Annotated in this window: 12 protein-coding genes and 1 pseudogene; 5 read left to right on the top strand and 8 right to left on the bottom strand. The window is 48.0% G+C overall.

What is annotated here, in order from left to right; translation table 11 throughout:
- The coding region (locus tag AAH187_RS05405) for a DUF721 domain-containing protein (RefSeq protein WP_342347414.1) at nucleotides 1-535 on the top strand (535 nt) is incomplete at its 5' end.
- Here AAH187_RS05405 and AAH187_RS05400 read toward each other — a convergent pair.
- The 8 genes from AAH187_RS05400 to hisS all read right to left on the bottom strand — a co-directional run bounded on the left by AAH187_RS05400 (nucleotide 504) and on the right by hisS (nucleotide 11,382).
- On the bottom strand, nucleotides 504-1,115 hold the full coding sequence (locus AAH187_RS05400; protein WP_342347413.1) for a hypothetical protein: 612 nt from the start codon (nucleotides 1,113-1,115) through the stop codon (nucleotides 504-506). The two genes, AAH187_RS05405 and AAH187_RS05400, sit on opposite strands and share 32 nt — an antisense overlap.
- Nucleotides 1,116-1,376: 261 nt before the next feature.
- Entirely contained in the window at nucleotides 1,377-3,878 is a 2,502-nt protein-coding gene (gene gyrA, locus AAH187_RS05395; RefSeq protein WP_342347412.1) for a DNA gyrase subunit A, read from the bottom strand.
- A 99-nt stretch (nucleotides 3,879-3,977) separates the two neighbouring features.
- Nucleotides 3,978-6,482, bottom strand: coding sequence for a DNA topoisomerase (ATP-hydrolyzing) subunit B (gyrB, locus tag AAH187_RS05390; protein ID WP_342347411.1), 2,505 nt, complete (start codon nucleotides 6,480-6,482; stop codon nucleotides 3,978-3,980).
- Nucleotides 6,483-6,538: 56 nt separating this feature from the next.
- Nucleotides 6,539-7,663 (bottom strand): DNA polymerase III subunit beta, encoded by a 1,125-nt coding sequence (gene dnaN, locus AAH187_RS05385; protein WP_342347410.1) that lies wholly within the window; start codon nucleotides 7,661-7,663, stop codon nucleotides 6,539-6,541.
- A 22-nt stretch (nucleotides 7,664-7,685) separates the two neighbouring features.
- Entirely contained in the window at nucleotides 7,686-9,062 is a 1,377-nt protein-coding gene (gene dnaA, locus AAH187_RS05380) for a chromosomal replication initiator protein DnaA (RefSeq protein WP_342347409.1), read from the bottom strand.
- A gap of 278 nt (nucleotides 9,063-9,340) precedes the next feature.
- Nucleotides 9,341-9,604 carry a hypothetical protein gene (locus tag AAH187_RS05375; protein ID WP_342347408.1) on the bottom strand — a complete coding sequence of 88 codons (264 nt, stop codon included), beginning with the start codon at nucleotides 9,602-9,604 and terminating at the stop codon, nucleotides 9,341-9,343.
- A gap of 11 nt (nucleotides 9,605-9,615) precedes the next feature.
- Nucleotides 9,616-9,960, bottom strand: coding sequence for a DsrE family protein (locus AAH187_RS05370; RefSeq protein WP_342347407.1), 345 nt, complete (start codon nucleotides 9,958-9,960; stop codon nucleotides 9,616-9,618).
- Nucleotides 9,961-10,131: 171 nt separating this feature from the next.
- Nucleotides 10,132-11,382 (bottom strand): histidine--tRNA ligase, encoded by a 1,251-nt coding sequence (gene hisS, locus AAH187_RS05365; protein WP_342347406.1) that lies wholly within the window; start codon nucleotides 11,380-11,382, stop codon nucleotides 10,132-10,134.
- A gap of 187 nt (nucleotides 11,383-11,569) precedes the next feature.
- Here hisS and rpmH point away from each other — a divergent pair, with 187 nt between their 5' ends.
- The 4 genes and pseudogenes from rpmH to yidC all read left to right on the top strand — a co-directional run bounded on the left by rpmH (nucleotide 11,570) and on the right by yidC (nucleotide 14,091).
- Nucleotides 11,570-11,716, top strand: coding sequence for a 50S ribosomal protein L34 (gene rpmH / locus AAH187_RS05360; RefSeq protein ID WP_342347405.1), 147 nt, complete (start codon nucleotides 11,570-11,572; stop codon nucleotides 11,714-11,716).
- Between the two features lie 33 nt (nucleotides 11,717-11,749).
- Nucleotides 11,750-12,055, top strand: a pseudogene (gene rnpA / locus AAH187_RS05355) (ribonuclease P protein component); the annotation flags it as partial.
- 8 nt (nucleotides 12,056-12,063) lie between these two features.
- Entirely contained in the window at nucleotides 12,064-12,276 is a 213-nt protein-coding gene (gene yidD / locus AAH187_RS05350) for a membrane protein insertion efficiency factor YidD (RefSeq protein WP_342347404.1), read from the top strand.
- Between the two features lie 75 nt (nucleotides 12,277-12,351).
- Nucleotides 12,352-14,091: a membrane protein insertase YidC gene (yidC, locus tag AAH187_RS05345; RefSeq protein WP_342347403.1), complete on the top strand. Its 1,740-nt coding sequence runs from the start codon at nucleotides 12,352-12,354 to the stop codon at nucleotides 14,089-14,091.
- Nucleotides 14,092-14,100: the final 9 nt, after the last annotated feature.

Below are 14,100 nucleotides of genomic sequence, written 5' to 3'. Positions count from 1 at the left end.
GAAGGATGAATCCTTCGGGACGATACGATACAATATTTTCACCATGAGTTACTTTGAATCGATCCAGAGCCTTATTCAAGATTTTTCCAAGGGTAATCCGCTCGGCCTCAAACTTTCTGAGGTTCAACTCCAACAAGAGTGGGAACACCTTGTGGGTGCGACGATGGCTAAACATTCCTACCCTGAGAGTATCCGCTTTAAAAAATTGCACCTGGTGGCGGATAACTCCATTTGGCTTCAGCAGCTCATGTTTTTGAAACCGGCCATTTTGGAAGCGATTCACTCGATGATGCCGGAACTGGCCTTAACCGAGGTCGTCCTACGTATCGGCTCCATTCCACAGGCTCCGCCTCAACCAGATCCGATACCCCAAGACCCTCCTCCATTTGTCGGTGAATCATCGCCCTTTGCCATTGGCTTGGCCAAACGGCTGAATAATCCTGACCTACAAACCATCCTCTCTCAGACTATCACTAAAGCCCTGGCTGAACCACCGCCCTCCACTACGGAGCCAGCGAAGAAGCCTGAGGTTTAGAGCTCGCCTCCTCCCACGATTCTTGAAACACCCACTGCATCGTAAGCGTTCGATGCGTTGAACCGCTCCGGTTCCAGGGACCGATCCATCCCGCCTGACCTTGGGCATCGGCACGATAGCCTGCTCGAACGGCCTCTTCAAAGTTTTGCCCAAAGGTCTTTTCCGAAGCGTCATCGGCCTCATTGGCGACATACCGATGAAGATTATCCGGTTCCGTCCAGAATGGATCCGAAAAAATGATGACTTGTAGAGCTTGGTATCGTCCGCGAGGATCGTCCGGAGTGGTTGGGCGGATTTTCATGTCCGCGAAATCACGGGTGGCCCGGCCGACATCGCCAAACCGCATAACCAGGGTTTTTATTTCGGGATCACTGGTATAGGAAGGGACGTGGACGGCCACCAACGACCCCTCTTGAGCACCGATACTATAGGGCGGGATGGTGCGGTCTGGCCTTGAGAGGAACATACCGAAGGAGATGACACAGACTCCTCCGATCAAAATGCCTAATCCCATGATGACGATGGGGTCTAACTTTTTGCGTCTTGCTGGTGGCTCAGAGGCTTTGTGAGGGAAATCCAACCCTACGACCTTCCCACATGCAATCTCTTTTTCCTGCTTCCTCCCGTTTTCCAGGTGAAGAGTCGGTAGGGGAGCGATGGGGGAAGAACGAGCAAGTGAACGGCAGTTCGATCTACCATCCCTTGCACGGCCTCACTGTTTCTTGCATCTCTCCTTACCAAGGATGGAGATTGCCGTATTGTTGATGGCCGTTCATTTTCTCTGGTCATCTCGAAACACACCAACGTCTTCGGTTTGCTGTTTGGAGAAGGGCGCGTGAACTTATTCCGTTGAGGCGGCCGGTTCGTCCGGCATCTCGCCATTGAGTTCATCGGGTTCCGTTAGATCGCCTTCATCTGTCTCGGCGAGTTTCGCTACACCGACCACTCGATCCTCATCGGGCAAGTGGATCAGCCGAACTCCTTGGGCATTGCGCCCAATTTCCCTGATATCCCCCATGCGGGTGCGAAGAATCATGCCCTCGGCGGACATGAGCATGATTTCATCGGTTTCCCAAACTTGATGGAACGAGATGGCCGGCCCGTTTTTCTCTGTGACTTTGACACTGATGACGCCCTTGCCCGCCCGTGATTGGAGCCGATATTCCTCGACCTGCGTCCGTTTCCCATATCCGCGTTCAGTGACGGTCAGAATTGAGGATTGCGTTTCACTGGTAATCGTGACCATCCCGATGACCTCATTAGTCTTCGCCAAGGTGATACCCCTGACTCCGCGGGCCGTTCGTCCCACCGGACGGACATCTTCCTCACGAAAACGAATGACAATGCCCATTCGGGTGCCCAGAAGAATTTCTCTCGTGCCATCGGTGATATCGACGCCGATGAGCCGGTCGCCTTCCTCCAGGGTCAACGCAATAATCCCGCCCTGCCGGGGATGGCTGAATGCGGCCAGATCGGTTTTTTTGATATAGCCTTTTTGCGTGGCCATCACCACATACTGGTCTTCGGCAAACACCCGGACCGGCAGGGTCGCGGTGACCCGCTCGCCCTGGCTGATGGTCAACAAATTTACAATGGCTTTCCCTTTGCTGGACCGCCCGACATCCGGCAACTGATACACTTTGAGCCAGTACACCCGACCGGCATCGGTAAAGAACAACAGGTAATCATGGGTTGAGGCCGTAAAGATTTGTTCGACGAAGTCCTCTTCTTTGACCCCCATGCCGACTTTCCCTTTTCCGCCACGGCGTTGGGCCCGATAAATGGACACGGCATTTCGCTTAATATACCCGGCATGCGTAATGGTGACGACGACTTCTTCTTCGGCGATGAGATCTTCCATTTGTAACTCGGCTTCGGCCGGGAGGATCTGCGTTCTTCGCTCATCGGAATATTGCTCTTTGATTTCTATTAATTCCTGTTTCACGATTTGTTGCACCATCGCATCAGACGCTAAGATGGTGCGCAAATGGGCAATGCGGGAGACCAGTTCGTTATATTCCTGCGTCAGCTTGTCCTGTTCCAATTGGGTCAGGCGCTGCAACCGCATTTCCAGAATGGCGGTGGCTTGCACCTCACTCAAGGCAAACTGGCTCATCAGTCCCTGGCGGGCGGTTTCCGGAGAAGACGCTCCACGAATGAGGGCAATGACCTCATCCAGGAACTCTAAGGCACGTCTTAAGCCCTCTAAGATGTGGGCCCGCTCTTCGGCTTTGCGAAGGTCGTATGCGGTCCGGCGAATCACCACTTCTTTACGATGTTCGAGAAACGCGGCCAAAATCTGTTTGAGGGTTAACACCTCAGGACGGTTCCCCACCAAGGCCAACATGATGACCCCGAAGGTCGTTTGCATCTGGGTGTGTTTATATAATTGATTCAGTAAGACCGCCGCGTTTTCATTTCTCTTGAGTTCGATCACCACGCGGAGTCCATCCCGGTCAGATTCGTCGCGAAGATCGGAAATCCCTTCCACTCGTTTTTCGTGGATGAGGTCTGCGATCTTTTCTATCAGTTTGGCTTTGTTCACCTGGTAGGGCAGTTCCGTCACGATGATCCGCGCACGGTCGGTGCGTTCATCAACCTCTATGTCCGCCTTCGCCCGAAGAGACAGGAGACCACGTCCCGTTTCATAGGCGTCTTTGATCCCTTGCGTGCCATAGATAAATCCGGCCGTGGGAAAATCAGGCCCGGGAATAAATTCCATGAGCTCCTGAATGGTCACTTCGGGTCGCTCAATAAGGGCAATCAACGCGGCGACGACTTCGCCCAGATTATGTGTAGGAATATTGGTGGCATATCCGACCGCAATTCCTCCTGCTCCATTTACTAATAGATTCGGAATACGAGCCGGCAACACAACGGGCTCTTGGGACGACTCATCATACGTCGGAGTAAAGTTGACGGTCTCCCGGTCAATATCAACCAGCATTTCCTCGGCCAGCTTGGTTAAGCGGGCTTCGGTGTAGCGCATGGCTGCCGGAGGATCGCCATCGACCGACCCATAGTTTCCCTGGCCATCCACGAGGGGATACCGCATATTGAAATCCTGGGCCATCCGGACCAACGTGTCGTAAATGGCCGAATCACCATGCGGGTGATAGTTACCCATGATTTCGCCGACAATTTTTGCGGATTTCCTGTAGGGCTTCCCGGAACCCAGACTCATTTCATTCATGCCATACAGGATGCGCCGATGAACCGGCTTAAGTCCGTCTCGCACGTCCGGCAATGCCCGTCCGACAATGACGCTCATGGCGTAGTCCAAATAGGACAAACGCATTTCATCTTCAATGGCGACTTGCGTCAGACGTGGTTCAACCGGCATACGTCACTCCTCGAAATGAATCATCGCACTTCATGTTCTGCACTTTGATTAGATTTGCTCTGGGTCAACAGGGGCCACACAACCACATGAAGGCTCCTGTTAGACATCCAAATTTCGAACTTCCAGGGCATGTTTTTGAATGAAATTCCGGCGTGGCTCGACCTCATCACCCATCAAAATGGTAAAGATTTCATCCACTCCGGTGGTATCTTCTAATGTCACCTGCAGGAGACTGCGGGTTTCCGGATTCATTGTGGTGTCCCACAGTTGCGTCGGATTCATCTCGCCCAAACCCTTGTAGCGCTGAATGGACATGCCCTTTTTCCCGGTTTCCAAAAACTCTGCCACGAGACCCTGACTGGTGGAAAATTCCGATTCGATTTCTTTGCGTTTTAAGCGATAGGGTGGTGGTCCCAACCCCAACGCGGATGGAGAGATCTTTTGTAATTCCCTGAAATCTGCAGATCCCACCATGTCGTGAGTCAGGTTCAAAAATTTCTGACTGCCATTCCCAGCCACCCGGCATAGGATGTGGTGAGCCTGATGCTCTTCATCGGTCTGAATCGTCAGATCCACGGTGCCTTCAGGGAACGCCAGGCGAAGCCGACGGGTGGCCTCCTCAATCAATACTTCCAAGTCGCCACGGTTTTTTAACAGATCTTTCGTTAATTGCGGAAAATCCACCAACACCCGGAGCAGCGCCGGTTCTATTTGCTTTTGACCCTGACGGGTTAAGAGCCCCTCAAAGGCCACCAGCTTATTTAAAATCGGGATGAGTTCATCTCTGGTCACAAATTCGTTTTGTTCCGGAAGAAAGAGTTGCGTATCCTCCACAGCGAGATTGGACAGATAGGTATTCATCGCCGCTTCGTCTTTGAGATACTTTTCTCCCTTCCCTTTTTTGACCTTAAACAAGGGAGGCTGGGCAATGTAGATATAGCCTCGCTCGATGAGTTCCGGCATTTGCCGGAAAAAGAAGGTCAGGAGCAGGGTCCGGATATGGCTGCCATCGACGTCCGCATCGGTCATGATAATGATTTTGTGGTACCGGGCTCGATTGATATCAAAGGCGTCTTTATCTTCCTTACCTTTTTCAGCATCCTCCCGTGGCCGCCCGATTCCGGTTCCGATCGCCATAATAAGTGTTCGGATTTCCTCACTGGCGAGCATTTTATCAAACCTGGCCTTTTCGACATTCAGGATCTTGCCCTTGAGTGGAAGGATGGCTTGTGAGCGTCGATCACGCCCCTGTTTCGCGGACCCGCCTGCCGAATCACCCTCTACGAGATACAGTTCACTGAATTGCGGATCTTTTTCGGAGCAGTCGGCCAATTTTCCTGGAAGTGACCCGCCATCCAACGCGCCTTTTCTGCGAATCAGCTCTTTGGCTTTTCTTGCGGCTTCCCTGGCCCTCGCCGCATCCACGGACTTTCCAACAATTTTTTTTGCGACGCCTGGATTTTCTTCAAGGTACGATCCTAAGGCTTCATTGACGGCCGACTCCACAATGCCCTTGACCTCACTATTGCCCAATTTGGCTTTGGTCTGGCCCTCAAATTGCGGATTGCGGATTTTCACACTCACCACGGCGGTCAGGCCTTCTCTCACATCTTCTCCGCTCAGCGATTCCGAATCTTTTTTAAACAAATCATTGGCGGTCGCGTAACTATTGATAGTGCGCGTCAAGGCGGACTTAAATCCGATGAGATGCGTGCCGCCCTCACGGGTATTAATATTATTGGCAAAGGAATACAAATTTTCCGAATACCCTTCGTTATATTGAAGGGCCAACTGGAGAATCATTTCCGGCTTTTCCACTTCCACAACAATGGGAGGATGAATAGGAGATTTGGCTTCATTCAGGTGTTCGACAAAGGAGACGATTCCTCCTATGTAACAAAACACCTGCTCTTTTTCTTTTCCCGCCCGGTCATCCTTTAAACAGATCTCCAACCCTTTATTGAGAAAGGCCAATTCACGAAGTCGTTGCGCCAACACATCAAAACTGAATTCGACAGTTTCAAAAATGAGGGGATCCGGCCTAAATACCACTTTCGTTCCGCGTTTTTTGGTGATCCCCGCGACCGTTAATGGGGTCTGGGGCTTCCCGCGATGATACCGTTGTTCGAATACTTCCCCATTTTGCCAAATTTCCAATTCCAGCCATTCGGAGAGCGCATTCACGACCGATATCCCTACACCATGTAACCCTCCCGACACCTTGTAGGCACCCTCCTCAAACTTTCCGCCGGCATGGAGGACTGTTAATGCGACTTCGGCGGCCGATTTTTTCTGGGTGGAATGCATGCCGGTGGGAATGCCTCTTCCATTATCCGAGACCAGGACACTGCCATCCACCTGCAGCACGACCTGTATTTCATTTCCATAGCCGGCCATGTGTTCATCCACACTGTTATCAACAACCTCGTATACCATATGGTGCAGGCCATCGACCCCCGTGCTGCCAATATACATGGCGGGGCGTTTTTGAACCGCCTCCAGTCCTTCCAGGACACGGATCTGATCGGCATCGTACCGAACATCAGAATGTTGGCGGTCTGCTGAGTGGGCAGATTCTTGGCTAGGGTCTTTTGCGGATTCCATACAATTTTAGGCTTTGACTGCGTGTGGAAGAAGGAATGTCTGTTAGATCAAATCCGTTAAACCTTCACGGGCATCACCACGGCTTTAAACGTGGGATTTCCCTGCTCCTGAATCAAACACGGACTTAAGGGTGTTTCCATTTGAAGGGTCAGCGATTCCGTTTCAATAACAGATAACACATCCAGGAAATATCTGGCGTTGAATCCGGTAGAAAAGCTTTCTCCCACAAATTTAGCCGGAATGTCTTCATCCGCTTCTCCTAAATCTGGACTCTTTGAAGAAAGATGAATGTGATCCGGGTTGATGGACAGTTTCACGGCATGGGCCTTATCTTTCGAAAGGATGGCGACTCTTCGAAGGGCACCCTCCAAATCGGACTTATTCACGGTGATTTTTTTGGAGCTTTCTTTCGGTACCACCTGCTGGTAGTTGGGATAGGTCCCTTCCATTATCCGGGAGGTTAACACCAATCCGCTTTTCCGAAAGATTAACATATTTTTCGTAAACCCAAGGAACGGTTGTTCGTCGTCTTCCTCCAAGAGTCGCCGGATTTCTATGGCAGCTTTCTTTGGAATAATGACCTTAATTTCTGCTGACGGGATAGCGGCTTTCTCGGGAGTCACCTCCTGCTCAGCCCAGGCTAATCTATGGCCATCGGTGCCTACCAGACGAAGTGTCACCGTGGCTCCTGAAGGAATCAGGGTGAGAAGAAGCCCGTTCAACACATATCGTGTATCTTTTTCACCCACGGCAAATACCGTCTTTTTCAGGAGCTGCAACAACCCTTGAGCAGGGAGCGCCATCAACCCTTCCCGTTCAATAGTTGGAAGGGCAGGATAATCCTTACTGGGTAAGCCCACCACACGAAATTGGCTTTTCCCGGCCTTCACCGTCACCCAATTATTTTCACCCACGACCAATTCAATGTCGGAATGTCTGATCTCTTTTAAAATATCAAAAAGGGTTCGAGCGGAAAATGTGACCGACCCCGGCTCATGGACCGTGGCTTTATATAATCCTCTCATGCCAATCTCTAAATCCGTCGCCACAATATCCAAGCCTTCCGGCTTGGCCTCTAAAAGAATATTCGCCAGGATAGGCATGGTGTTCCGCTTCTCCACCACACCCTGCACCCGTTGAAGTGCAGTTAACAAATCCTCCCTGGTAATTTGAATTTTCATAAGTTTCCTATGAACGGTGGTTCTATCCCTTGCCGATTTCTTCCTTCAGGCTTTCGATGGTGGCTCGAAGAGTGGAATCCGTTTCCTGAGCCTTCTGCATTTGCTTACAGGCATGAATAATTGTTGTGTGGTCTTTTCCCCCGAAATCTCTTCCAATTTCCGGAAAGGAGGATTCCGTCATATCCCGGCTGAGAAACATGGCAATTTGGCGAGGATAGACTAACGTTTTCGTCCGTCGTTTCGACTTCAAGTCGGATATCTTGACATGGAAGCGGTTGGCGACCACTTCTTGTATATCCTCGGTCGTAATCACCTTCCGTTTTCCACCGAGGAGATCACGGAGAATATGTTTTGCCATATCCACAGTGATTTTTTGACCCGTGAGAGACGCATAGGCACCCAACCGAATGAGTGCACCCTCAATCTCGCGAATATTGCTTTTTAAATTTGCCGCCAACAGCTGGATGACATCCTCATTAATCGCAATACCTTCTTCCTCCGATTTTTTTCGGAGAATGGCGATTCGAGTTTCAACATCAGGTGGTTGAAGATCTGCAATTAGTCCCCACTCAAACCGGGACCGAAGCCGTTCCTCCATTGAGGGCATTTCTTTGGGAAAACGATCACTCGACAACACGATCTGTTTTCCAGCTTCATAGAGAGAATTAAATGTGTGAAAAAATTCCTCTTGGGTGCGTTCTTTTCCTGCTAAAAATTGAATATCGTCAATGAGCAGCATGTCCACATTTCTATATCGCCTTCTCAAATCAATCATTTTGTCATAGCGGATGGAATTAATGACCTCATTGGTAAATTGCTCTGTCGTGACATACGCAATACGAAGATCACCATGATCGGCAATATAATTCCCAATAGAATTGAGAAGATGTGTCTTTCCCAACCCCACACCGCCATAAATGAATAATGGGTTATACGCTTTGGCAGGTGATTCCGCTACAGCCAGACATGCCGCATGTGCAAACTGATTACTCGCGCCCACCACGAAATTTTTAAAGGTATATTTAGGATTAGGAAGAGGTTGCCGCCTCACCCGTTGAAGTTGAACGGGCCCACGGGTTTCCCGAACTTCCGCTTTAAACTCTGGCAAAGGCTTCCCTTCCCCATCCTGCTCTTTCATGACAAAAATAATCTCTACTGGATTCACTCCTTCGACAAACTGAAAGGCTTCTTTGAGTAAATCTTTATAGTTTCTACCTAACCATTCTCCAAAAAATCTATTTGGAACACGGATATGAGCTTGATCTTCATTAAGACTCTCTAGAACCAAAGGCTGAAACCATGTTTCAATTGTGTCGTCCCCCACACGAGGGCTGACAAAATTCAACACGTCCACCCAAACTTTATCATTGTTAATATTAGGTAAATTCAACTTATTCACAATTCTATTCACAGATGTTAATAGTAATGACACCAATCATGATCCTGCCATATATTATTAGACCCGCTCCAATTCCTATCAACACCCTCTACCATAAACTTCATGCCCTCTATCCACAACTTCCACCCCGATATTTTTAAAACTCAAACGACTTTCCATACCCAAATTTAAAGGAGTTTTAAATTTCAAGAGCTATTATCCCCACTATTCCCTATGCCTACTACCACTACTCCTACTATTTCTTTTTCTTATTTTATAACAAAGAAGAAGAGGGATAGTTAGATCACCAAAGCCAAATCCGCCAGAAATATTTTTTCCAAAAATCCCTGATAGGAAATTGGCTCATAGGGACTGGAATCCTCTCCTCTTTCTCCTTCATGGCCTAAGACAAAGACCTGGGAGGTTGGAATATCCGGTAAACTCAATCCATTTTGCAGGAGCAGGACCGATAGATCTATCTCCGATAGAGAAGGAGCTGGTTCCGGGATAAAAGAATTCCAGTCATGCTGATTTTTCGTACAGATATATAAAATATTCCTCATGAGCGATACCGTTAAAAGGTTAGGACTCGATCTGCTTGGGAAACGAGTGAAGCAATTTGAGATGGGGTCGACTCTTGAATCGTAAATTCCTGATCGAATGAGAAGGTTTTCCCGCTTCCTATAGGTACCACAATTGGCAATTCTAAATTTTTGATAGAAGGGAGATATTTTTCAAGAATTTCCCCATCAGGAAGATCATAGGCCTCATCAGAAATTAACTGCCTGGCATTGTCTAAGAGAATAATCTTTATCGGATTGGGACCGGTTGATAGTCCCAACGCAATTCGCATAGCTTCGGAGGCCCGGTGTGTGCGGGTGGGGTCTTCCCTGATAAGGATAACCAGATTTTTTGGCATCCCTTATTTATACCTTGGATGAATACGTAAAATACTGGATTTGTTAATGAAATATGTGGAGGATATTTTTTGAATAAAAAAATATCGTTTCTTATTGAAAAATAAGAAAAAAACCCTATCATTAGGTAAAAAAAATGTCAAGAAAAAACCCAAGATATCTTATCTCACCATTTATGAGTTTAATGATTGAATTTTTTGAGAAATTTCTTTTAGCTTCACGGATTCCTGAGCTTTGGTCGTCATATTTCTGAGGATGGCCGTTTCGGAACGGGCTTCATCGTCTCCCAGAATAATGGCATAACTGGCTCCAAGCTTATCCGCGGATCGAAGAAGGGATTTTAGATTGACACTTTTATAGTCTGTGTCTGCCCGTATACCCGCCTCTCGCAGTTTGTGAAGCAGTTTAAACGCTATCGGCTTAGCATCTTTTCCAAAACCGGCCAGGAAAAATAACGGCGGATGTGGGGTGGATAGGTGTTCTGAAAGGAGAAGTGCGACTCGTTCTAGACCCACGGCAAACCCTATGGCAGGGGTGGATGGACCATGGAGTAAGGCAACTAATCCGTCATAACGTCCTCCAGCCCCAATGGTGCTTTGTGCGCCTAAGTGCGGAGTGGTTACTTCAAAGGTCGTACGGGAGTAATAATCCAGGCCTCTCACTAATCTGTTGTTCATGGAAAAAGGGATATCTATAGAAGTCAGTCCGTCGAGGACGATTTTAAAATGAGAGGCTGATTCCGGGGAGAGATGGTCGAAAAGAGCTGGAGCGTCCTGGGTCGCTTCCTGACAGATAGGAACCTTACAATCAAGAATTCTTAAGGGGTTTGTGGAGAACCGACGCTGGCAGTTACCACAGAGCAATTCTAATTTTGGCGAAATAAATCGTTTGAGTTCCTGAATATAGTTTTCACGGTCTTGAGGGTTGCCGATTGAATTGATATGCAACGTGAGGTCTTTAAGTCCCAGGGAACAAAAGAATCTCCATAAAAGGGCAATCACTTCCACATCTATAAATGGATCTTCGGTCCCAAACGCTTCAACCCCGAATTGGTTAAATTGTCGGTAACGACCAGCTTGTGGGCGTTCATGACGGAACATCGGGCCAAGGTAATACAGTTTTCTGGTAGAAGGGGATTCAAGAAGATGGTGCTCCAATACAGCTCGTACCACACCCGCTGTTCCCTCAGGACGTAAAGTCAGAGAACTCCCATCTCGATCAGGAAAGGTGTACATTTCTTTTTCTACAATATCTGTTGCTCCTCCAATGCTCCGGGCATAGAGTTCAGTGGACTCGAATATCGGAATACGTATTTCTGAGAAGCCGGACTGGGTGGCAAGCGTATGGGCTAGGCTTTCCATATAGCGCCATTGAGGAGTTTGTTGAGGTAAAATATCCTTAAGACCCTTAATGGAGCGCAACACGGGAAGCCTTGTTCTGTTGAAGAAAATGTTGAGGAAAAAAGAATCCGACTATATCTTCCAGTCAGAATCCAGTCAACGAATCAATGAGGTAAGTGAGTTTAAGCAGGAGAAAATATGTTTGACTCTTACTCTTTCCCTCCATAAAATGGCGTGTTCATAAGAAAATGGCTAAAAGGAGAACAACGCCGTGTCAATGACCTATCGACAGCCTTCTAATTTAAAAAGAAAACGAGATCATGGGTTTAGAAAACGCATGAGCACTAAGAATGGGCGGAAAGTTCTTGCCCGCAGACGGAAGAAGGGCCGGCAACGCTTAACGGTTTCTGATGAGTAAGGGGAGGGCTTCCCGTTTTTTTTAAAGAAAAAATATGAATATGATGGAGTGAAGGCCAATGGGTCTGTCGTGCGGAACCCATTTTTTACCCTCCTTGTTAGCCGTGTACCCAATCATGATCCGTCTCGTATAGGAATCGTCGTCGGGCGACGAGTGGGAAAAGCCGTGACGAGAAATCGGCTGAAACGGATTTTCCGTGAACTCGTCAGAGAATCGCATTCTGACATGGCGGGTGGTTTTCATTGCATCGTTTACCCCAAAACCATGGTTTTGGGAGCGAAATATCAGAAGATTGGGGAAACCTGGAAGGGCACCTTGTCCCAAGTAGGTCTTCTTTAATAAAAAACATGGTAGCTTCGGTTTTGAAAAAAATTATTGCAGGATACCAATATGGGATATCCCCATTCATGGGAATTTGTTGCCGTTTTGAACCAACCTGTTCTCATTATGGCTTAGAGGCTATCCATAAACATGGTGCAATAAAGGGTTTGTTATTAATGGCTAGCCGAATTCTCAAGTGTCATCCATTCCATCCCGGGGGGCTGGATCCGGTTCCCTGAATGCCGAATTTTTTGCCTCCGTTTGTTTGAATTGTTAATTACCACCAGCTTTAATGGGACTCACGAGTTAGAAAAATGGAAAAGCGCGTCGTCCTTTTCCTTGTTCTTTCCTTAGGAATTATCTTTGGGTATGACCTGCTCCTGAAGGAGTTGGGATATTCTCCTTTCTCTACCAGTCCAATCATCGATCAAGAGCTTAAAACGAGTTTGCCGACGAAAGGGGCGGATGTAGAGACCATCCCCTCTTCTTCATCTGAACCACATTCCATATCGTCTTTTAATCCCTCTACTGAGCCGCTTATTACCGAAGAGGTTGTGGTTGTTGAGACACCGCTTTTCCGGGCTGGTATTTCCGGCCAGGGAGGGGTCTTAAGCTCCTGGGAGTTAAAAAAATATCTCACTCAGACAGGGGAACATGTTCCCGTCCAATTAGTATATCCCAATGGGCAGTTTCCCGGGCCACTCACCGTGCAGATCAAAGGCAATGAAGTGGAGACCCAGCGTCTTCGTCAAGGGAACTTTCAAGTCCAAAAAGATTTTAACGAATTAGATGAAGCGCATCCCACCGGTAAAGTACTTTTAACCCATTCCTCTTCCGATTCCGAATTGTGGGTCCAAAAAGAACTCACCTTTCATTACGATTCCTATTTGGTGGATATCATCATTCGTACCCGGGGTATTTCAGGGGACATCGATGTGCTGTTGGGCACCAATTTTGGTGTGGTGGAATGGGGTCAAGGATTCATTGGATTGCTGGGATCGGCCTGGATGGTCGGGGAGGAAATGGAAAAAGTGTCTCCGGATGCGGATGCTCCGATCCTGCGTCGCGATGGTTCTGTCAGATGGTTGGCCCTTCAGGATAAATACTTTATGAGTGTTTTTATCCCGGAAAATGCGAACGGCCTGTTTTCCAAACTTGAAACCGAAATGGTTGTCTCAGCGGGCATGTCTCTTTCTGGGGGATCAGGGGAACAAGTCCATAAGACTAGATTGTACGCTGGTCCCAAAAAATACGATGTCCTGAAATCTTTTGAGATCGGGTTGGAAGATACCATTGATTTTGGATGGTTTATTTATGGCAGTTGGGGCATTGTGAAAGCCGTGGCGAAGCCGCTGTTTTCAGTTTTACGGTTCATTTATGACTATACCCATAATTATGGTGTGGCCATTATTTTACTGACCTTAGGAATTAAATTATTATTTGTTCCCTTGCAATACAAAAGCTACAAGTCCATGCAAGGGATGCAAACCATTCAACCTAAGGTCCTGGCCCTTCAGGAAAAACTCAAAGACAACAAAGAGAAACTCAACACGGAACTCATGAAGCTCTACAAAGAGCATAAAGTGAATCCTGTCGGTGGGTGTCTCCCCATGGTGTTGCAGATGCCCGTGTTTGTTGCCCTCTTTAATATTTTGTATATGACGATCGATCTCCGGCAGGCCCCGTTTATGTTGTGGGTTACAGACCTTTCTGCCCAAGATCCATATTATGTACTGCCTGTGCTGATGGGAATTTCCATGGTCGTCCAACAAAAAATCATGCCCACCACCATGGACCCCACCCAGGCAAAAATGATGATGATTTTACCTGTTGGCTTGACCTTTTTGTTTGTCACCTTTCCCGCAGGTTTGGTGTTATATTGGGTGACCAATAATGTGCTGACCGTCACTCAGCAATTTGTGACCGACAGGTATATTTTGAAAAAGCCGAGAGGTGGGTCTACGGATCCTTCTTCAAAGGGGAGCGAATCTGCTTTGGAGTCTGGGAAAAAGAAACGTTCATCATCTCCCTCGGATCCTTCCTCTAAATCCTAATCCTTGCCT

This window comes from uncultured Nitrospira sp. (genome assembly GCA_902500695.1).
Lineage (GTDB): Bacteria > Nitrospirota > Nitrospiria > Nitrospirales > UBA8639 > Nitrospira_E.
Note: the sequence above shows the minus strand (reverse complement) of the source record. Positions and strands in the feature narration are given on the sequence as shown.